The sequence below is a fragment of the Paraburkholderia megapolitana genome, assembly GCF_007556815.1.
Classification (GTDB): Bacteria; Pseudomonadota; Gammaproteobacteria; order Burkholderiales; family Burkholderiaceae; genus Paraburkholderia; species Paraburkholderia megapolitana.
Genome location: NZ_CP041745.1, coordinates 2,608,188 through 2,627,359, shown reverse-complemented (window position 1 = coordinate 2,627,359; position 19,172 = coordinate 2,608,188). Strand labels below are relative to the sequence as shown.

Genomic DNA, 19,172 nt, shown 5'->3' with positions numbered 1-19,172 from the left:
GCGCCGTTCGTCGCCATTCCTTCTCTCTAGCCCGTTTGCCCGATCGCCGCCTATGTGGAGCTACATCCTCAAACGTCTGCTGCTGATGATCCCGACGCTGTTCGGCGTGCTGACGCTCACGTTCGTGGTGATCCAGTTCGTGCCCGGAGGTCCTGTCGAGCAGGCCGTGCATGACATGCGCAGAGGCGCGGAGCAGGGCGCGCCGTTCGGTCTGCGTGCGCATAGCGGCGTCGACGCGCAGCAGATCGCGCAACTCAAGGCGCTATACGGTTTCGACAAACCGCCGCTCGAACGCTATGGGCTGATGCTCAAACGCTTCCTGCGCTTCGACCTCGGCGACAGTTACTTCCGGCATCAAAGTGTGTGGTCGCTGATCGTCTCGAAGCTGCCGGTGTCGATCAGCATCGGCCTGTGGACCTTCTTTCTCACGTATCTGATTTCGGTGCCGCTCGGCATCGCGAAGGCGGTGCGCAACGGCTCGCGCTTCGACTTTGCGACGAGCCTGCTCGTGCTGTTCGGCTATGCGATTCCGGGTTTCGTGCTCGGCATATTGTTGCTCGTGCTGTTCGGCGGCGGATCGTTCCTGCAGATCTTTCCGCTGCGCAACCTCACGTCGGATAACTGGGCGCAGCTTTCTGTAGGCGGCAAGATCGTCGATTACCTGTGGCATATCACGCTGCCTGTGTTCGCGTCGGTGGTCGGCAGTTTCGCGGTCGTCACGATGTTGACCAAGAACGCGTTTCTCGACGAGATCCGCAAGCAGTACGTGCTGACCGCGCGAGCGAAGGGGCTGTCGGAGCGGCGAGTACTGTGGAAGCATGTGTTCCGCAACGCGCTGCTGCCGCTGATTGTCGGTTTCCCGGCAGCGTTTATCGGCGCGTTCTTCACCGGCAGCCTGCTGATCGAAACACTGTTCTCGCTCGACGGTCTCGGTCTGCTGTCGTACGAGTCGGTGACGCGGCGCGACTATCCGGTCGTGCTCGGCACGCTCTATCTTTTCACGCTGATCGGCCTCGCGACGAAGCTCATCTCGGACCTTTGCTACGTCTGGGTCGATCCGCGCATTCAATTCGAACAACTGGAGCGCTGACTTGAATCGAGCCCGCGTCCGATCCGATCTTGCCGCGCGCACGCAGACCGTGCGCGCTTTTGTGTCACCGTCGCCGGCGCGCCGCGTCTGGCAACGCTTCAAGCAGCAGCGCCTCGGCTACTGGAGTCTGATCGTCTTCGTCGTCGCATTTGCGGCGAGTCTCGCCGGGCCGCTATGGTCGAACGACAAGCCGCTCGTCGTGCGCTACGACGGACATCTGTATTTCCCGCTCTTCAAGACTTACCCGGAGACGACTTTCGGCGGCGATTTTCCGACGGCAGCCGATTATCTCGATCCGTATATCAAGCATCGCTTCGATACGCCCGGCAATTTCGCGCTCTATCCGCCGAACCGCTACTACTACGACACGCTGAACTATTTTTCGAAAGCGGCGAACCCGGCGCCGCCGTCGCGTGATAACTGGCTCGGCACCGACGACCGCGGCCGCGACCTGTTCGCGCGCCTGCTGTACGGCTTTCGCGTATCGGTTGAGTTTGCGCTCGTGCTGACGTTGATCGGCACGGTGCTTGGCGTATTGGCGGGCGCGGTGCAGGGTTTCTTCGGCGGACGTATCGACATCGTCGGGCAACGGCTGATCGAGATATGGAGCGCGATGCCGGAGCTGTATCTGCTGATCATCTTCGCGTCGATCTTCGAGCCCGGTTTCATCCTGCTGATCGTGCTGCTGTCGCTGTTCGGCTGGATCGGGCTATCCGATTACGTGCGCGCGGAATTCCTGCGCAACCGCAACCAGGACTACGTCCGCGCGGCGCGCGCGATGGGGCTGTCGAACTGGCAGATCATCTGGCGCCACGTGTTGCCGAACAGCCTGACGCCGGTCATCACGTTCCTGCCGTTCCGCATGAGCGGCTCGATTCTCGCGCTGACTAGCCTCGATTTTCTCGGCCTCGGCGTGCCGTCGCCGACGCCGAGCCTCGGCGAACTGCTCGCGCAGGGCAAGGCAAATCTCGACGCATGGTGGATCTCGTTGTCGACGTTCGGCGTGCTCGTGGCAATGCTGCTGTTGCTGACCTTCATGGGCGATGCATTGCGTAACGCGCTCGACACGCGCATGGCGGACGCGATGCGCGCGGGAGGCAATCAATGAGCGCGGCTGCAACACCAATGTCAATGCCGACACTATCGCCCGCTGGCCCGCTGCTGGAACTGGACCACCTGCACGTGAGTTTCGGCGATACCGTCGCGGTCGACGACGTCACGCTCGCGATCGAGCGCGGCGAGCGGGTGGCGCTCGTCGGCGAGTCGGGCTCGGGCAAGACCGTCACGGCGCTGTCGATCCTGCGTCTGCTCAGCGATGCCCAGGTGAGCGGGGCGATACGCTTCGGCGGCGAGGATCTGCTCGCGAAGAGCGAGCGCGGCATGCGCGAAATGCGCGGCTCCGACATCGCGATGATCTTCCAGGAGCCGATGTCAGCGCTCAATCCGCTGTATACGATCGGCGATCAGATCGCGGAGACGATCGTGCTGCACGATGACGTGAGCGCACGTGAGGCGCGCAAGCGCACGGTCGCGCTGCTCGATCGCACCGGCATCGCGGAGCCGGGCAAGCGCGTGAACAGCTATCCGCATCAATTGTCCGGCGGACAGCGGCAGCGCGCGATGATCGCGATGGCGCTCGCGTGTCGTCCGCGTCTGTTGCTCGCCGACGAACCCACTACCGCGCTCGACGTCACGATCCGCGCGCAGATCGTCGAGCTATTGCTCGAACTGCAACGCGACGAAGCGGAAAAGCGCGGCATGGCCGTGCTGCTGATCACACACGATCTGAATCTCGTGCGCCGTTTCGCGCAGCGCGTCGCGGTGATGGAGCGCGGCAAGCTGGTTGAGAGCGGTACCGTCGATGCGATTTTTTCGTCGCCTCAGCATCCGTATACGCGTCGTTTGCTGGAGAGTCGTCCCGAACGCACAGTGGTGCCGGTCATTCCGATCTCGCCGGTGCTGCTCGAAGCACGCGATGTGTCCGTCGATTTCCGCACGAAGCTGGCGGGCTTCAACGGCTGGTTTCGCGCGGGGCATTTTAGCGCGGTATCGAAAGCGAGCCTGTCGGTGCGTCAGGGCGAGACGCTTGGCATTGTCGGCGAATCGGGTTCGGGCAAGTCGACGCTCGCGATGGCGCTGCTCGGCTTGCAGCGCGTCGTGCACGGCGACATCGAGTTCCAGGGCAGGGCGCTCGCAAGCTTCCGCGGACACGAACAGACCGCGCTGCGCTCGAACATGCAGGTTGTCTTTCAGGATCCATTCAGTTCGCTTTCGCCGCGACACACGATCGAGCGGATTGTCGGCGAGGGGCTGGAGCTGCATCGTCCGCAACTCGATGCGGCTGGGCGCCGCGAGAAGGTCATCAGTGTGCTGCGCGAGGTCGGCCTGGACCGCACGGTCCTGCAGCGTTATCCGCACGAGTTTTCCGGCGGCCAGCGCCAGCGCATTGCGATCGCGCGCGCTCTGGTGCTGGAGCCGCGCATCCTGATTCTGGACGAGCCGACCAGTGCGCTCGACGTTTCGATCCAGCAGCAGGTGCTGAAACTGCTGGCGGGCTTGCAGCACAAGTACAACCTCGGCTTCGTCTTCATCAGCCACGATCTTGCGGTAATCGGTGCAATGGCACACCGGGTGGCGGTCATGCAGAACGGTTCCATCGTCGAAACCGGGGAAGTCGAGAAAATTTTTGCTGAGCCCGCCCATCCTTACACTCGAAAGCTACTGAAAGCGGCGTTCGAGCGCTGATATTCACCAATTGGGTGCGTATTGCGATTGTATTTTTCTATTTGTTTTGACACATGAATACTTACTGGCTAGTATCGACCAAACTTTTTCTGCAACTACCTGTTTTTTAGGCAAAATCTACCGACCAATGCAGCAGCGATCTCTTACTCAAGTTTGCACTCGCGTTGTCGCCGGAATGTTCATTGGCGTACTCCTAACCGCAACTTCCAGTGTTTTCGCCGACGAAGCCAGCGGTTTTAGCCAGAATGCCTTGCTTTCGTCCCAGAACGGGGCGACTTCCTCGAATTCCCCTCGCTCCCCACTTTTCAGTCAACCCCTGCTCCGCAAGCTGCGGTTGCACCTGCTGCGTCGACTGGCGACAGCAGCGCGCGCTCGTTCCTGTCCGGCATGGCCGGTAAGGCTGGCGACGTGGTGGTCGGTGCGCTGAACATGATCGGCGTGCGGTACCGCTGGGGCGGCAATACGCCAGATTCCGGGCTGGACTGCAGCGGCTTCGTTCGTTACGTGTTCCAGGACACGCTCGGCATGGCGCTCCCGCGGCGCGCGGAAGAAATGAGTCGCGTCGGCGAGAAGGTGCGCATGAGCGAACTGAAACCCGGCGATCTTGTGTTCTTCAATACGATGCGCCGCACGTTCTCGCACGTGGGCATCTACATTGGCGACAACAAGTTCGTGCATTCGCCGTCCACGGGCAGCACGATCCGTGTCGACGATCTGGATGACGGTTACTGGGAAAAGCGTTTTACGGGCGCACGCCGGGTCGAGACCTCGTATCAACAGGGTGAAGATCTCCGGCAACGGGTGAGCGCTACGATCGGCACGTCGGGTAACTAAGTCCCGCGTCTGCCGGCGCCGCCGGTAGCAGCAAAAAAGCCTGCTTCGAAACAAGCAGGCTTTTTTTACGTCGCCATAACGCGACGATCAGACCATTGCAGGGCTCGCCGCGGCGAGCTTGCGTTGCAGCTCCGGCATGATCTTCGCCACCGCTTCCTCGCCCGCGAGAATCGCCGCGTTGCGTTGCCCGAAGTCGCTGCCGCTCATCACGCTCAGATTCGGCCGGATCACGATGTCGGCGTATTTGTCGAGCTCATAGGTCTTGATGGTTTGACCCATGATCGTGAAGGTCTGCAGCAGAACGTCGAACGAGCTTTGCGTGAGCGCGGTTTCGGGGCGCGCGGAGATATCGATCGCGATCACGAAGTCCGCACCCATCTTGCGCGCAAACGATGCCGGCACCGGACTCACGAGCCCACCGTCGACATATTCGTGGCCACCCATCTTCACGGGCTCGAACACCGACGGCACGCTGCACGATGCGCGCACGGCGATGCCCGTATTGCCGCGCTGGAACAGGATCGGCTGACCGGTTTTCAGGTCCGTGGCGACAATGCCGAGCGGCTTCGCCATCTTTTCGATCGGCCGGTTGTTGAGCGTCGTGTTCAGATAGTTCTGCAACGCGACGCCTTGCAGGAAACCGCGTGTGCGAAACGGCATGGCCCAGTCGCTGATCGAGGCTTCGTCCATGACGAGTGCGAGCTTGTTCAGCGCGAAGCCATTCATGCCCGAAGCGTAGAGTGCACCGACAACGGCGCCCGCGCTTGTACCGGCAATCAGGTCGACCTTGATGTTGTGCGCTTCCAGCCCCTTGATCACACCGATGTGCGCGAAGCCGCGGGCGGCGCCGCCGCCTAGCGCGAGACCGACGCGCAGCGGGCGCACTGGCTTGACGGCCGGCGGTGGGGTGACACTGGCCGGGGTGCCAGTCGATGTGTCGCTGGTGGTGGTGTCGGGTTTGCTGCCGGTGGTCGTACACGCGGCGAGAACAGCGGAGGCCGCGGCCAAAGAAAACGCGCGGCGGCCTGAACGAGGTGAGGAAGGGTTCAACGATTTCTCCAGCAGTAGCGTCGCCGCACAGCGAGGCGGGCAGACGCCGCGATCTTGCGAACACGATCGCAGAAGGCGATCGTCCCACGCCTGCGTCGAACCGGACGACGGCGCGCGCACATCATAATGCAAAGCGGCTGGGCGGCGGAATTGCGTGCTTTCCGGCCGCAATGCGCGATGCAATGCCATGTCCGGCACGTCGTTCGATCGCAGCGTGCGAGGGCAGCGTGCGAGGCCAGGCTAGGCCGCACGGCAGGTATAATCCGTGACTTGCATTTTTCATCCGGACACACGCGCCGCATAGCTGGCCGCGTGACCCGTTCCGCCGTCGCTGCGCGACATTTTTCTAGCCCGCGCAGCGCCGCTCGCCTTCGAGTAGCCGCTAATGACCACCTCCGTTCGTACCCGTTTCGCGCCCAGCCCCACCGGCTTCATCCACCTCGGCAACATTCGTTCCGCGCTATATCCGTGGGCGTTCGCCCGCAAGATGAAAGGCACCTTCGTGCTGCGCATCGAGGATACCGACGTCGAGCGCTCGTCGACGGAAGCCGTCGATGCGATCCTCGAAGGCATGGCCTGGCTCGATCTCGGTTACGACGAAGGCCCGTTCTACCAGATGCAGCGTCTGGACCGTTATCGCGAAGTGCTGAAGCAGATGACGGAGCAGGGGCTTGCGTACCCGTGCTACATGTCGACGGAAGAACTCGATGCGTTGCGCGAACGTCAGCGTGCGGCCGGCGAGAAGCCGCGCTACGACGGCACATGGCGACCGGAGCCCGGCAAGACGCTGCCGGTGCCGCCGGCCGGCGTCGAGCCTGTGCTGCGCTTTCGCAATCCGTTGACGGGCGTCGTCGCGTGGGACGACGCGGTGAAAGGGCGCATCGAGATCTCGAACGATGAGCTCGACGACCTCGTGATCGCGCGTCCCGACGGCACGCCGATGTACAACTTCTGTGTCGTCGTCGACGATCTCGACATGCGCATCACACACGTGATTCGCGGCGACGATCACGTGAACAATACGCCGCGTCAGATCAACATCCTGCGCGCGCTCGGCGGCGAGCCGCCGGTCTATGCGCATCTGCCCACCGTGCTGAACGAGCAGGGCGAAAAGATGAGCAAGCGGCACGGCGCGATGAGCGTGATGGGCTATCGCGACGCGGGCTATCTGCCCGAAGCAGTGGTCAACTATCTCGCGCGTCTCGGCTGGTCGCACGGCGATGCGGAGATTTTTACGCGTGAGCAGTTTGTCGAGTGGTTCGACCTCGATCATCTGGGCAAGTCGCCGGCGCAATACGATCACGACAAGCTCAACTGGTTGAATAACCACTACATCAAGGAAGCCGATAACGCGCGCCTGGCTGAGCTCGCTCGTCCGTTCTTCGAGAGTCTTGATATCGATGCGGCAGCGCTTGCGCAAGGTGCCGATCTGCCGGCCGTGATCGGGCTGCTGAAGGACCGTGCATCGACGGTGAAGGAGATCGCGGAAAACGCCGCGATGTTCTATCGCGCACCGAACCCCGAACCCGAAGCAATCGCGCAGCATGTGACCGACGTCGTGCGGCCCGCACTCGCCGATTTCGTCGCCGCGTTAAAGAGCGCCGAATGGACGAAGGAGGGCATCGCTGCCGCGCTGAAAGCAACGCTCGCTACGCACAAGCTGAAGATGCCGCAACTCGCGATGCCGGTCCGTCTGCTCGTGGCGGGCACGACCCATACGCCGTCGATCGATAGCGTGCTGATGCTGTTCGGTCGCGAGGTTGTAGTGAGTCGTATCGAGAAGGCGCTTGCCTGAATGTGAAGCCCTGCGCGCGGCCCTGCAAAAAGTTGCGGGTCGCGACTCTCAAGGTATTTACAACACACGATTCTCTATCTACAATCTCGCTTCTGTTCTGCAAGGGGGTATAGCTCAGCTGGGAGAGCGCTTGCATGGCATGCAAGAGGTCAGCGGTTCGATCCCGCTTACCTCCACCACCAGAACATGTGAAAGTCCTCAGGAAGCACGCAGTCTGTAGTAAAAAGGACTTCACAAGCAGCGGTAAGCCAGTTACAATATCGTTCTTTGCTGTTGGCGAAAATTAACAGCAAATTGCAGGAAGCTGGTAGTAAAGTGCAGAAAATCGCGGCAAAAGCAGGTGAGCCGCGTGACATATCTGAAAAGATCATGTCCCCTTCGTCTAGAGGCCTAGGACATCACCCTTTCACGGTGAGTACAGGGGTTCGAATCCCCTAGGGGACGCCAGACATCGGCATCGCGTAGAACGACGGCGGTGCGGTTTGTGCAGAGTCGGCCGGCTCTCGCAGGCTACGATGCAAAGATTGGAGTGGTAGTTCAGTTGGTTAGAATACCGGCCTGTCACGCCGGGGGTCGCGGGTTCGAGTCCCGTCCACTCCGCCAGACGAAGCCCGTTCAGGTACGCTTGAGCGGGCTTTTTCATTAAAGGTGTAAGCGTACGTTGTCCCCTTCGTCTAGAGGCCTAGGACATCACCCTTTCACGGTGAGTACAGGGGTTCGAATCCCCTAGGGGACGCCAGATATTGCATCGTGGGGATGACCCGCGGTGCGGCTCGCGGGCAGGTTCGATGCTCGCAGGCCATGCAGAAATGGAGCGGTAGTTCAGTTGGTTAGAATACCGGCCTGTCACGCCGGGGGTCGCGGGTTCGAGTCCCGTCCGCTCCGCCAGAAGAGAGAAAAGCCCGTTCAGTTCGCTGAACTGGCTTTTTTCATTTTGGGCGTGCCGGCTCTCGCTGCGGCTGGTCGTGTGAGCCTCTGCGCAGCACCTCGCCGTGCGTTGCGCTCAGGAGAAACAGCCATTGCCAGCGTGTGCGACGTGTCTTACCGTTGTGCGACGATCCTCTCATGCGTTGCGCCATGTTCGATCCAACTGCCGCCCGGTTCCATTTCCAGTTGCGCAAAGCCAGCATCGACGACTTCGAGTTCGCCGAAGCGTTGACCCGCAACAATATGAGCGGCTACTACCGACGGCATCACCTGGTGTGGCGCGGCGATCTGTTTCTCGTTAGTTGGCGCGAATCGGAAAACTTCATTCTCGAGTCGGACGGCGAAGCGGTCGGTGTGCTGCGGGTCACCGAGGAGGGCGACTCGCTGCATATCCGCGACGTCCAGATTGCCGAAGGGCACCGCGGCCAGGGAGCGGGCACGTATCTGCTCGATATGTCGCATCGCTGGGCGCGGGCGCGTGGGCTCAAGGAATTGCAGCTGCGCGTGTTCGTCGATAATCCTGCCGCGCAACTTTATCAACGCATGGGGTATCGGCTCGCTGGTCCGCGTCTTGCGCAGCTGGGTGCGATCCGGCACATGGCGCGGCGCGTGTGACTGCGCTCCGCGCACGTCACATCGTATCGAGTTGCGTTACACCCGCAGCCGTACATTCAACGCGTTCATCGTTCGACGCCATGCGTCGGGTCGGCGAAATCCTCATCGATGATGCTATCGAACGCACCTCGATGTTCCGCACCCCGCTCGAAGAATGCGCGCGGGCTTTCACCGAATGCTCGCCGAAACATCGCGGAAAACGCGCTTTGACTCTGATAGCCCAGTTCCTGCGCGACATGCGACAGCGGCCTTCCTTGGCTGAGCAGCGGAATCGCGCGTGCGAGCACTGCCTGCTGGCGCCATTGCGAAAAACTCACGCCCAGTTCCTGACGAAAGAGCCGCGCGATCGTGCGCGTACTCGCACCGACCGTCAGCGCCCAGTTCTCCAGCGAATCGGTATTCGCGGGATCGGCGAGCACCGCTTCGCACAGCGCGCGCAGACGTTTCTCGTTGGGCATCGGCACCGACAGCGGCAGCGGTTCGGAGCGCGTCAGTTCATCGAGCGCGAGTGCGCCGAGTAGTTGTTCGCGCGCGGGCGACAGACCGGGCGTATCGAGTGCCGCGATGACTTCACGCAGCAGTCCCGACACCTCGACCACACGGCAGGTATCGAGCCCAGGCGGCACGACAGTTTCGCTGACGTACAGCGTGCGCATGAACGCATCCTCGACGACCGCCACGTCGTGCAGCACATGCGGCGGCACCCAGATCGCGCGTGACGGCGGCACCATCCACGTGGTGCCTGCGGTACCTATGCGCAGTACACCGCGCGACGTATAGGCAACCTGCGCCCACGCATGCGTATGACGCGCGATGCGCACACCGGCCTTCACGGGTCGCGAACGGACACGGATCGGATGGGTCGGCGTCGGCGCGAATTCCGGAGGAATGTCGGCGAAGTGGACCCGGGTGGATAAGGGTGCGGCGCTGGTCGGGCTCATGAGTTCGTAGTGGTGAGGTCTCGCTGGACTGCTGCGCAACGATGCGGACTCCGCTTGCCATTGTAGGAGCCTTCGACGCGCCTGTCCGGTCGTGCGGAAATACCGCCTGACCATTCGGCCAGGATTGACGCGCACTGTATCCGGCGAGGCATAATCTGTGCGAACTTCGACGGAGTGCGGGTTGCAGGCGCATCGCACACATCACGCGACGCTTCGTCATTCATTCATCAAGAATCAAGAGGACGCTGAGGGAAATGCAGAACGTTTTTGTTTATGGCACGTTGCGGGCCGGCCAGGTCAACGACATCAGCGCGGCTGCGGCGCGGCACGACATCGCGGCACCTACGCTGCTTGGCACGGCGTCCGTGCGCGGGCGTCTGTTCGACTTCGGGTTGTATCCCGGTCTGGTGGTGGACGCAGCGGGTGTCGCCGTTAAGGGCGATGTGTACGAGATCGACGACAGGCTCGTCGCGGTGCTCGATGAAATCGAAGCGGTCTATCCGGGTGTCGAGGGCCTGTTCAGGGCGCATCAGATGACCGTTCACGTCGACGGTACCGCGATACAGTGTCTCGCCTATCCGGTAGCCGAACATGCGGTGCAGGGACTGCCGGAAATCGCTTCGGGCGACTGGGTCGAGCATCGCCGCGCGAACCACGCGGCAAGATAGTACGACGCGCTGTCTGGCGGAATACACGCACAGGCACACGCGGTCTCGCAAATGAAAAGACCCGGCAAGCAGCATGCGCTTGCCGGGTCTTTTATTGAGCGTCATTCCGGCTCGGGCGTGCCGGAACGCTACAACAGGTCGCTCAGATTTCCTCGTACAGCGGCAGCGTCAGGAATTCGGTGAACTGTTCCGACGTCGACATCTGTTCGAAGATCTGCGCAGCACGTTCATACGGCTGTGTATCGCCGCCCACCGCCTGCTTCACCTTCGCAAGCTCCTGCTGGATCAGATCGCCGACCAGTGCTGCGGTGACCTTGCGGCCATCGTCGAGCGTGCCCTTCGATGAGCGGATCCATTGCCACACTTGCGAGCGCGAGATCTCGGCGGTCGCGGCATCTTCCATCAGGTTGTGGATCGGCACGCAGCCATTGCCCGTGAGCCACGAACCCAGGTAGTGGATACCGACATTGATGTTGTTGCGCAGACCCGTTTCGGTGATCGGTGCTTCGGGGCGGAAGTCGAGCAGATCGGCCGGGCTCACCTGCACGTCGCCGCGTTGCTTGGCGATCTGGTTCGGCTTGTCGCCGAGCACCTTGACGAACTCTTCCATCGCGATCGGTACGAGCCCCGGGTGAGCGACCCAGCCGCCGTCGTAACCGTCGCCGGCGTCGCGTGCCTTGTCCGAGCGCACGCCGCCCATGGCCTTATCGTTGGCTGCCGGATCGTTCTTGATCGGAATCAGCGCGCTCATACCGCCGATAGCCGGCGCATTGCGGCGATGGCAGGTCTTCAGCAATTGCAGCGCGTAGGCGCGCATGAACGGCACGGTCATCGTGATCTGCGCGCGGTCCGCGAGGCAGAAATCCTTGTCGTTCTTGAACTTCTTGATCGCGGAGAAGATGTAGTCCCAGCGGCCGGCATTCAGCCCGGAGCTGTGCTCGCGCAGTTCGTACAGGATCTCGTCCATTTCGAAGGCGGCGAGGATCGTTTCGATCAGCACCGTTGCGCGGATCGTGCCGCGCGGAATGCCGACCGTTTCCTGCGCAGCGATGAACACGTCGTTCCACAGACGCGCTTCAAGATGGCTCTCGAGCTTCGGCAGATAGAAGTATGGGCCTGCACCGCGCGCGAGCTGTTCCTTCGCGTTGTGGAACAGGAACAGCGCGAAATCGAACACGCCGCCCGAGACACGTTGACCGTCGACGGTCACGTGCTTTTCGTCGAGATGCCAGCCGCGCGGCCGCACGATCAGTGTGGCGACCTTGTCGTTGAGCTTGTACGACTTGCCGTTCTGCTCGAGCGAAATCGTGCCGCGTACCGCTTCCTTCAGATTCAGCTGACCCGTGATCTGGTTGTCCCAGTTCGGCGTGTTGGAATCCTCGAAATCGGTCATGTACGAATCGGCACCCGAGTTCAGCGCATTGATGATCATCTTGCGTTCGACCGGACCCGTGATCTCGACGCGTCGACACTCGAGTGCTTGCGGCAGCGGCGCGATCGTCCACTCGGCGTCGCGCACGCTCTTCGTGTCAGCGAGGAAGTCGGGACGCTCGCCGGCGTCGAGGCGCTTCGTGCGCTCGACGCGCAGCTTCAGTAGTTCCTGGCGGCGCGGTTCAAACGCGCGATGCAGCTTCGCGACGAGTTCGAGGGCTTCGGTGGTCAGGATCGTTTCGAAGCCGGGCGCGATGTCAGAGGTGATTTGCACGCCTTGCGGCAGCGAGAGGGTGTTCGCCATGATTTCTCCTTGGTCGGTCAGATTGCAAAGATGTGAATGAATGCGTCGTTGAGTGTCGGTGGTGGGAGTCTCACGCGCCATGGCTGTGGCGTGTGCGGTCGGAAGTTTTGCCTGATGATGACGCGAGCGTTTCCAGAAAATCGAACAGCTCGGCCATGCCGCCGCCGGTGCCGTGCGGCATGACGCCGAGTTCTTCGGCCGGCAGCCGCTGGCGATTGAGCCAGAACGTCGTATAGCCGAACCAGTTCGCGCCGGTAGCATCCCAGCCGTTCGACGAGACGAACACGATCTCTCGCGCGTTTGCCGCGAACGCATCGGTGCCGAGCGCATAGGCGGCCGGTGCCGGCTTGTAGGCGCGCACGGTATCGACGGATAGCACGCGATCGAACAGGCCCGTCATGCCGGCGCTCTTGATAGCGATGTCGAGCATCTGCGGATTGCCGTTGGACAGGATCGCGAGTCCGAGCGCCGGTAGCGCTCGCAGGCGGCGCAGCACCGGTACGGTGTCGGGAAACGCGGACAGACACGCGTATTCGTCCATCAGGCGCTTTTCCGCCGCGCTATTGAGCGTGAGGCTGAGCCTACGTGCCGCGTAACGCAGCGCATCGAGCGTGATGTTCCAGAACGGCTCGTAGTGCGTGCCGGCCGGATCGGCGAGCGTGCGCAACTGCGTGTATTCGATCTGTTTTTGCCGCCACAACTGCGAGAGTGCGTCGCCGTGGCCCGGAAACATCTGCTCCGCCGCGGCCACGACCGAATGCACGTCGAACAACGTGCCGTACGCGTCGAAGATCACTGCCTTGGGGAGAGGTGTCGTTATGGCCGACATAGCCGTGCACTCCGTATTAGAGGTCAAGACGGATTGTATTAGTGATCGTTGGCGCTAAAAAAGACCCTAAACATCACTTGATCTTTTACTTTTACACACCTAATCTGACGCGCAGATCGATAATCGCGTGCCCGCCCGGGTTCGCTTCCCCCATGGACCGCTTCAAGCAGATCGAAACTTTCGTGACCGTTGCGGCGCGCGGCAGCCTGTCGGCGGCTGCGCAGGCCGAGGGTGTCGCGCCGGCCATCATCGGGCGCCGCATCGACGCGCTCGAAGAGCGGCTCGGCGTGAAGCTGCTGGTGCGCACGACGCGTCGTATCACGCTCACGTTCGAAGGCTCCGCGTTCCTCGAAGACTGCCAGCGCGTCATTCACGACATGCAGAACGCCGAAGCCAGTGTCTCGGCGGGCGGCGTGAAGGCGAGCGGTCATCTGCGTGTTTCCGCACCGGCGGGTTTCGGCCGGCGGCACGTCGCGCCGCTGGTGCCGGCCTTCACAGTCGCGCATCCCGACGTATCGATCACGCTCGATCTGTCCGACCGGATGGTCGATCTCGTCAACGAGGGTTTCGATTGCGCGGTGCGGCTGGGCGAGTTGCCCGATTCGTCGCTGGTGTCGCTGCGGCTCGGCGAGAACCGGCGCGTGTGCGTCGCGTCGCCGGCCTATCTGGCGCGCCGCGGCGCGCCGCGCACGCTCGCCGATCTCGCGCACCACAATTGCCTCGCGCTCGGCGCGAGCGCCAATCAGCAGCGCGGCTGGACTTTCGAGCAGGACGGCAAGGTCGTCTCGATCAAGGTGTCCGGCACGATGGAGTGTTCGGACGGCGCGGTGCTGCACGAATGGTGTCTCGAAGGTCACGGTCTGGCGTGGCGTTCGTGGTGGGAAGTCGGTGGCGATATTGCGGCGGGGCGGCTGGTTAGCGTGCTCGACGAATTCGCCGCACCGCCGATCGGCATCCACGCCGTGTTTCCGCAGCGCCGTCATTTGCCGCTGCGCGTGCGACTCTTCCTCGATTTTTTGAAACATACCTACGGCAATTCGACCTACTGGGACTGACACAGGGCATTCCTGTAGAGGCCGCCCGCAGGTTTGTGCCGATGCCGGGCGTTTGCCGCAGAAAGTTGCAATCCGTTCCTGCGCACTACAATCAGGAACAAGGGGCTGCATCCGCACCCCGACCCTGGCGCGACGGTCGTCGCGGGCAGGCTGTCGTCCCAGCCGGCCACGGAGGGCATCATGTTCACGCACATCCTGGTTCCGACCGACGGTTCGGAGCTGTCGAAAAAGGCCATCGACGGCGCCATCGATCTCGCGCGTACTGTCGGCGCACGCGTCACTGCGTACGCGTGTCTGCCGCAATATCCGTACTCGCCGTTTTCCGATGTCGTGATCGAGCCACCGTTCGATTTTCAGGAACGCAGCGAGCGCGAGGCGCGCCTGCATCTGCAGGAGATCGAAACGGCCGCGCGCGAAGCGGGCGTATCGTTCAGCAGTCAGACCAGTGTGCATCCGTCGCCGTATCTCGGCATCATCGAAGCAGCCGAGCAGGGCGGTTGCGATGTCATCTTCATGGCGTCGCACGGGCGGCGCGGCCTCGGCAGCCTGCTGATCGGCAGCGAGACCCAGCGGGTGCTCACGCATACGAAGATTCCGGTGATTGTGTATCGATGACGATGAGCGGGCGTGTGAATGATGCGTGCCCGGTTTGAAGTGAAGGCGAGGGTGCGCGCCGACGTTGCCGCCAGCGCGCGCTTCCTCAGTCACGGCACGTTGTGTCGTACCGTCTCCTCCCAGATTCCGTGACGGCACCCGTGGTACGGGGCCATCACCCTCCCTGACGGCGGCCTTCTGCGAGGCCGCTCATGCAGTGCCTTGTCGCGTCCTGTCGTTTTCTGAACGACGAAGCGCGTCAGGCGACCTTCTTGTCGAAGAACTGTTCGTCTTCCGTCGAGCCGTGCAGTGCGGTCGTCGATGCGTCGCGCTCGACCGTCTGCGTCACCGCGTCGAAGTAGCCCGTGCCGACTTCGCGCTGATGCTTCACGGCGGTGAAGCCCTTTTCGGCGGCCGCGAATTCGGCCTGCTGCATTTCGACGAACGCGGTCATCTGATTGCGGGCATAGCCGTGCGCGAGGTTGAACATCGAATAGTTCAGCGCATGGAAGCCGGCCAGCGTGATGAACTGGAACTTGTAGCCCATCGCACCGAGTTCCTTCTGGAACTTGGCAATTGTCGCGTCATCGAGGTTCTTCTTCCAGTTGAACGACGGCGAGCAGTTGTACGAGAGCAGCTTGTCCGGGAACTGCTTGTGGATCGCATCGGCGAATTTCTTCGCGAATTCGAGGTCCGGCTTGCCGGTTTCGCACCAGATCATGTCGGCGTACGGCGCGTAGGCGAGGCCACGCGAAATCGCCTGTTCGAGACCCGGACGCGTGCGGTAGAAACCTTCCACGGTGCGTTCGCCGGTCAGGAACGGCTTGTCGTTGTCGTCGATGTCCGAAGTAACGAGGTCGGCGGCTTCTGCATCGGTACGGGCGAGCAGTACGGTCGGTGTGCCGGACACATCGGCGGCGAGACGCGCAGCGGTCAGCTTCGCAACGTTTTCGCGGGTCGGCACGAGCACCTTGCCGCCCATGTGGCCACATTTCTTCACCGACGCGAGCTGGTCTTCGAAGTGCACGCCCGAGGCGCCCGATTCGATCATCGCCTTCATCAGTTCGAACGCGTTCAGCACACCGCCGAAGCCGGCTTCCGCATCTGCGACGATCGGTGCGAAGAAGTCGACGTAGCCTTCATCGCCGGGGTTCTTGCCTTCGGACCATTGAATCTGGTCGGCACGCGTCAGCGTGTTGTTGATGCGCTTCACGACGAGCGGCACCGAGTTCGCCGGATACAGCGACTGGTCCGGATACATTTCGCCGGCGACATTCGCGTCGCCCGCCACCTGCCAGCCCGACAGATAGATGGCCTTCAGGCCGGCCTTGACCTGCTGCATGGCCTGGTTGCCGGTCAGCGCACCGAGCGAGTTGACGAACGGCTCGGTGTTCACCAACTCCCACAGCTTTTCCGCGCCGCGCTTGGCGAGCGTGTGCTCGACGGGCACCGAGCCGCGCAGACGCACCACGTCTTCGGCTGTATAGGTGCGCTTGATACCTTTCCAGCGCGGATCGGTATCCCACTGCTGCTGGAGTTGCTTGGCTTGCTCTTGACGTGACATGGTGCGCTCCTGGATCGGGTTGAAAGTGGATCGGTGGTTGCTGTCTTCTACAAAGCAGTGGCGCTGAGGGCGTTTTGTTTCGTGAAGTCTTATATAAGAGTCTAGGCAAATCACCTGATCCGGGACAGCGCCAGGAAGCGCTTTTTCGCGCATTTTTAATCGAGATAAATCAATGTGTTATGAATTTTATTTCACATTGAGAAAAGACATTTTCCATCTCGCAATCGCCCCTCTTGTGCCACGCAACACGATTTTTCACGGATCAAAAAAATTTTCCACATTGTGAAATTCACGCGGAGGCGAAAAAAAACCGGCGCAGGAGCACCGGTTCTTCTTTTAGCAGGGGCGCGACGGCGGTAGGTTGTCGTCGCGCTAACCCGCTAGAGACTGCTTAGCTGCCGCGCCGTGCGGTGCGCGGACCGTCGCTGCGGCGTGCGCCGTAGCCGCCGTCACGCGAGCCGCCATAGCCTTCGCGCGAGCCGCTGCCCGACGGCTTGCTGCCCCAGCTGTTGCCGCTACCGGTGCGTGCACCGGCGGTGCTGCCAGCCGGCTTGCTGCTGCCACTACCGAAACGACGACCGCTGCCATTGGTGCTGCCGCCCGGACGACCACGGCCGCCAAAGCCGGGGCGGCCACCGCCGGCCGGAGCCGACTTGCGCGGTTCGAACCCGACGATGACATTGACGGCCAGCGTCGTGCGCACGAAACGCTCGATGCGCTTTAGCGCGCCCTGTTCAGCGTGATGCACGAGGCTCACGGCGATGCCCGAGCGACCCGCACGGCCGGTACGGCCGATACGGTGCACGTAGTCTTCAGCGAACTTCGGCAGATCGTAGTTGAACACGTGCGTGATGCCGGGGATGTCGATCCCGCGAGCTGCCACATCGGTGGCGACCAGCACGCGGACACGGCGTTCGCGCAGCGCGCGGATCGTGCGGTTACGTGCGCCTTGCGGCAGATCGCCATGCAGTGCCGCCGATTCGAAACCGGCGTCGGCGAGGCGTCCCGCCAGCTGGTCGGCTTCGCTCTTGGTGGCCGTGAATACGATGGCCTGGTCAAGACCTTCAGCGCGCAGCAGGTGATCGAGCAGACGATCCTTGTGATCGCGGTCGTCCACGTAATGCACGGTTTGCGCAATGTTCGTGGCCGATTCCAGACGCTGGACGATCTCGATACGTTCCGGGTTCTTCAGCAGACGGCTGGTCAGCGAGGTGATCTTGCCGTCGAGCGTGGCCGAGAACAACATGGTCTGACGCGACGCCGGCGTGGCGGCGACGATCGTTTCGATGTCTTCGATGAAGCCCATGTCGAGCATGCGGTCGGCTTCGTCGAGCACGAGGATCTGCAGTTGCGACAGATCGATGCGGCCGCGTTCCAGGTGATCGATCAGGCGGCCCGGCGTAGCCACGAGGATTTCGGGGTTCTTCGCCAGCAGCATCAACTGCTGGCCGTAGGCGACACCGCCGAGAATGCTGACGGTGCGCAGGCGCTTCAGGTGCTTGCCGTACGTCGTAGCGGCGGTCGTGACCTGCATCGCGAGTTCGCGGGTCGGCGTAAGGACCAGCAGGCTCGGACGGGCGACCGGTTGCGGACGGCGCGTGCGGCGATCGGCGCCTGCTGCGTCGCGCGGTTCACGCGGCTGGGCCGCCTGGGTTTTTTGCAACTGTGCGAAACGTTCGATGGCGGGCAGCATGAAGGCTGCCGTCTTGCCCGAACCGGTCGGGCTCGAGACCATCAGGTCGCGGCCGGCGATTGCGGCGGGAATGGCGCGCTGCTGAACCGGCGTCGGGGTCTGGTAGCCGGCGGCGACCAGTGCCGAAACGATTTCCGGCGACAGGCCGAGCGAAGCGAACGTCGGACCTTCCGGCACGGCGGCCGGGGCGACAGCCTCAGCTGCGATCGGCGCTACAACCGGGGTGGTGAGTTCAGCTGCGACTGGCGCGTCGATGCCGAGAGCTTCGTTGGCGATGGCGGTCAGCGGGCTGGAATTATTGCTCGAAGTCATGAGAATCCTTGAAACACAGGGAATAAAACGTCGGCGCCAATCGGCATACCCAAGTCGTCGGATTCAGCGAGCAAAGAAGCAGCGAGCAAATCAAAAAACGGGGCAACTTGCCTGCGTACGGCAAGTTTTTCGTTAGAAGCTGTATCGGATGCGACACGCCGTTCCGGCATTGTCGCCAGCCTGGTACATGACGGCCCGGAGGGCCTAAGCAGGAGGGGACAGGTTCTAAACTGGATTGGAGCTAAACGCAACTAGGCGCTGCACGGCCAGGTCCGGTAATTCGCTCAACTGCGAGCCAGACAGAGAAAGTGAAGCGCAGGCCGCATTATAAAGGAGTTTGCTGCACTGCGCCAGATTATCGCGAAATCGTAAGTAATGGGCCGGCTGGGCGGCCCCGCGGGCGGTCTCAGGTGGCCGTGCCGCTCTTCAGGGACTCGACCACTTCGACGTACTGCTGCTTCGCGGCGTCCTGCGAGGTGCCTTTCAGCGCGCCCCACGCGTCGTATTTGTATTTACCGACGATATCGGTGAAACCGGGCTTGTCGCCTTGCACGTCGCCGTCGGTGGCCTGCTTGAACAGTGCATACAGACGCAGCAGCGTCAGGTTGCCCGGCCGTTCGGTCAGTTGCTTTACATCTTCCTGGGCTTGCGCGAACAGCGCGTTGACGTCGCTCATCGATTTCTCCGTGGCATTTCAATCAAGATAAGGCCGACGATCATAACAA

15 protein-coding genes, 5 tRNA genes and 1 pseudogene are annotated in these 19,172 nt (G+C 62.1%); 14 read left to right on the top strand and 7 right to left on the bottom strand.

The genetic code is table 11. The features are described from left to right. Positions 1-52 precede the first annotated feature (52 nt). The 4 genes and pseudogenes from FNZ07_RS24965 to FNZ07_RS24950 all read left to right on the top strand — a co-directional run bounded on the left by FNZ07_RS24965 (position 53) and on the right by FNZ07_RS24950 (position 4,669). Positions 53-1,090 (top strand): microcin C ABC transporter permease YejB, encoded by a 1,038-nt coding sequence (locus tag FNZ07_RS24965; protein ID WP_091013989.1) that lies wholly within the window; start codon positions 53-55, stop codon positions 1,088-1,090. 1 nt (position 1,091) lies between these two features. Further along, positions 1,092-2,198 carry an ABC transporter permease gene (locus tag FNZ07_RS24960; RefSeq protein WP_091013985.1) on the top strand — a complete coding sequence of 369 codons (1,107 nt, stop codon included), beginning with the start codon at positions 1,092-1,094 and terminating at the stop codon, positions 2,196-2,198. A gap of 23 nt (positions 2,199-2,221) precedes the next feature. Next, the gene (locus FNZ07_RS24955; protein ID WP_407670678.1) at positions 2,222-3,835 is read left to right on the top strand and encodes an ABC transporter ATP-binding protein; all 1,614 of its coding nucleotides are present in this window, start codon (positions 2,222-2,224) and stop codon (positions 3,833-3,835) included. Between the two features lie 127 nt (positions 3,836-3,962). Continuing rightward, positions 3,963-4,669: pseudogene (locus FNZ07_RS24950) on the top strand (C40 family peptidase). An 87-nt stretch (positions 4,670-4,756) separates the two neighbouring features. On the opposite strand, the gene FNZ07_RS24945 reads toward FNZ07_RS24950, so the two are convergent. Then, on the bottom strand, positions 4,757-5,719 hold the full coding sequence (locus FNZ07_RS24945) for a patatin-like phospholipase family protein (RefSeq protein ID WP_177228293.1): 963 nt from the start codon (positions 5,717-5,719) through the stop codon (positions 4,757-4,759). Between the two features lie 385 nt (positions 5,720-6,104). Between FNZ07_RS24945 and gltX the strand changes: the two genes are divergently transcribed. The 7 genes from gltX (at position 6,105) to FNZ07_RS24910 (ending at position 9,056) form a co-directional block, all read left to right on the top strand. Beyond that, positions 6,105-7,514, top strand: coding sequence for a glutamate--tRNA ligase (gene gltX / locus FNZ07_RS24940; RefSeq protein ID WP_091013972.1), 1,410 nt, complete (start codon positions 6,105-6,107; stop codon positions 7,512-7,514). Between the two features lie 103 nt (positions 7,515-7,617). After that, positions 7,618-7,693, top strand: a tRNA-Ala gene (locus FNZ07_RS24935). Between the two features lie 192 nt (positions 7,694-7,885). Beyond that, positions 7,886-7,961, top strand: a tRNA-Glu gene (locus FNZ07_RS24930). Positions 7,962-8,040: 79 nt separating this feature from the next. After that, a tRNA-Asp gene (locus FNZ07_RS24925) sits at positions 8,041-8,117 on the top strand. A 60-nt stretch (positions 8,118-8,177) separates the two neighbouring features. Next, positions 8,178-8,253, top strand: a tRNA-Glu gene (locus tag FNZ07_RS24920). Between the two features lie 72 nt (positions 8,254-8,325). Further along, positions 8,326-8,402 (top strand) — tRNA-Asp (locus FNZ07_RS24915). A 189-nt stretch (positions 8,403-8,591) separates the two neighbouring features. Beyond that, the gene (locus tag FNZ07_RS24910) at positions 8,592-9,056 is read left to right on the top strand and encodes a GNAT family N-acetyltransferase (RefSeq protein ID WP_091014762.1); all 465 of its coding nucleotides are present in this window, start codon (positions 8,592-8,594) and stop codon (positions 9,054-9,056) included. A 65-nt stretch (positions 9,057-9,121) separates the two neighbouring features. On the opposite strand, the gene FNZ07_RS24905 is transcribed toward FNZ07_RS24910, so the two are convergent. Then, positions 9,122-9,997 (bottom strand): AraC family transcriptional regulator, encoded by an 876-nt coding sequence (locus FNZ07_RS24905; protein ID WP_091013969.1) that lies wholly within the window; start codon positions 9,995-9,997, stop codon positions 9,122-9,124. 254 nt (positions 9,998-10,251) lie between these two features. Here FNZ07_RS24905 and FNZ07_RS24900 point away from each other — a divergent pair, with 254 nt between their 5' ends. Further along, on the top strand, positions 10,252-10,665 hold the full coding sequence (locus tag FNZ07_RS24900; RefSeq protein ID WP_091013966.1) for a gamma-glutamylcyclotransferase family protein: 414 nt from the start codon (positions 10,252-10,254) through the stop codon (positions 10,663-10,665). A 142-nt stretch (positions 10,666-10,807) separates the two neighbouring features. On the opposite strand, the gene aceB is transcribed toward FNZ07_RS24900, so the two are convergent. Then, on the bottom strand, positions 10,808-12,400 hold the full coding sequence (aceB, locus tag FNZ07_RS24895) for a malate synthase A (protein WP_091013964.1): 1,593 nt from the start codon (positions 12,398-12,400) through the stop codon (positions 10,808-10,810). A 70-nt stretch (positions 12,401-12,470) separates the two neighbouring features. Further along, positions 12,471-13,229 carry a haloacid dehalogenase type II gene (locus FNZ07_RS24890; protein WP_091013960.1) on the bottom strand — a complete coding sequence of 253 codons (759 nt, stop codon included), beginning with the start codon at positions 13,227-13,229 and terminating at the stop codon, positions 12,471-12,473. A 152-nt stretch (positions 13,230-13,381) separates the two neighbouring features. On the opposite strand from FNZ07_RS24890, the gene FNZ07_RS24885 reads away from it, so the two are divergent. Beyond that, positions 13,382-14,284, top strand: a complete 903-nt coding sequence (locus FNZ07_RS24885) for a LysR family transcriptional regulator (RefSeq protein ID WP_091013957.1) — start codon at positions 13,382-13,384, stop codon at positions 14,282-14,284. 180 nt (positions 14,285-14,464) lie between these two features. Next, entirely contained in the window at positions 14,465-14,899 is a 435-nt protein-coding gene (locus tag FNZ07_RS24880; RefSeq protein ID WP_091013955.1) for a universal stress protein, read from the top strand. Between the two features lie 238 nt (positions 14,900-15,137). On the opposite strand, the gene aceA is transcribed toward FNZ07_RS24880, so the two are convergent. The 3 genes from aceA to FNZ07_RS24865 all read right to left on the bottom strand — a co-directional run bounded on the left by aceA (position 15,138) and on the right by FNZ07_RS24865 (position 19,123). Continuing rightward, the gene (gene aceA / locus FNZ07_RS24875; protein WP_091013952.1) at positions 15,138-16,442 is read right to left on the bottom strand and encodes an isocitrate lyase; all 1,305 of its coding nucleotides are present in this window, start codon (positions 16,440-16,442) and stop codon (positions 15,138-15,140) included. 391 nt (positions 16,443-16,833) lie between these two features. Then, entirely contained in the window at positions 16,834-18,447 is a 1,614-nt protein-coding gene (locus tag FNZ07_RS24870) for a DEAD/DEAH box helicase (RefSeq protein WP_091013950.1), read from the bottom strand. Positions 18,448-18,853: 406 nt separating this feature from the next. After that, positions 18,854-19,123 carry an acyl-CoA-binding protein gene (locus tag FNZ07_RS24865; RefSeq protein WP_091013947.1) on the bottom strand — a complete coding sequence of 90 codons (270 nt, stop codon included), beginning with the start codon at positions 19,121-19,123 and terminating at the stop codon, positions 18,854-18,856. Between the last annotated feature and the right edge of the window lie 49 nt (positions 19,124-19,172).

Coding starts and splice junctions, on each gene's coding strand:
- FNZ07_RS24900 (WP_091013966.1), top strand. CDS start 10,252: ATGCAGAACGTTTTTGTTTATGGCACGTTGCGGGCCGGCCAGGTCAAC.
- aceA (WP_091013952.1), bottom strand. CDS start 16,442: ATGTCACGTCAAGAGCAAGCCAAGCAACTCCAGCAGCAGTGGGATACC.
- FNZ07_RS24965 (WP_091013989.1), top strand. CDS start 53: ATGTGGAGCTACATCCTCAAACGTCTGCTGCTGATGATCCCGACGCTG.
- FNZ07_RS24910 (WP_091014762.1), top strand. CDS start 8,592: ATGTTCGATCCAACTGCCGCCCGGTTCCATTTCCAGTTGCGCAAAGCC.
- FNZ07_RS24955 (WP_407670678.1), top strand. CDS start 2,222: ATGCCGACACTATCGCCCGCTGGCCCGCTGCTGGAACTGGACCACCTG.
- FNZ07_RS24885 (WP_091013957.1), top strand. CDS start 13,382: ATGGACCGCTTCAAGCAGATCGAAACTTTCGTGACCGTTGCGGCGCGC.
- FNZ07_RS24865 (WP_091013947.1), bottom strand. CDS start 19,123: ATGAGCGACGTCAACGCGCTGTTCGCGCAAGCCCAGGAAGATGTAAAG.
- aceB (WP_091013964.1), bottom strand. CDS start 12,400: ATGGCGAACACCCTCTCGCTGCCGCAAGGCGTGCAAATCACCTCTGAC.
- FNZ07_RS24880 (WP_091013955.1), top strand. CDS start 14,465: ATGTTCACGCACATCCTGGTTCCGACCGACGGTTCGGAGCTGTCGAAA.
- FNZ07_RS24890 (WP_091013960.1), bottom strand. CDS start 13,229: ATGTCGGCCATAACGACACCTCTCCCCAAGGCAGTGATCTTCGACGCG.
- FNZ07_RS24870 (WP_091013950.1), bottom strand. CDS start 18,447: ATGACTTCGAGCAATAATTCCAGCCCGCTGACCGCCATCGCCAACGAA.
- gltX (WP_091013972.1), top strand. CDS start 6,105: ATGACCACCTCCGTTCGTACCCGTTTCGCGCCCAGCCCCACCGGCTTC.
- FNZ07_RS24905 (WP_091013969.1), bottom strand. CDS start 9,997: ATGAGCCCGACCAGCGCCGCACCCTTATCCACCCGGGTCCACTTCGCC.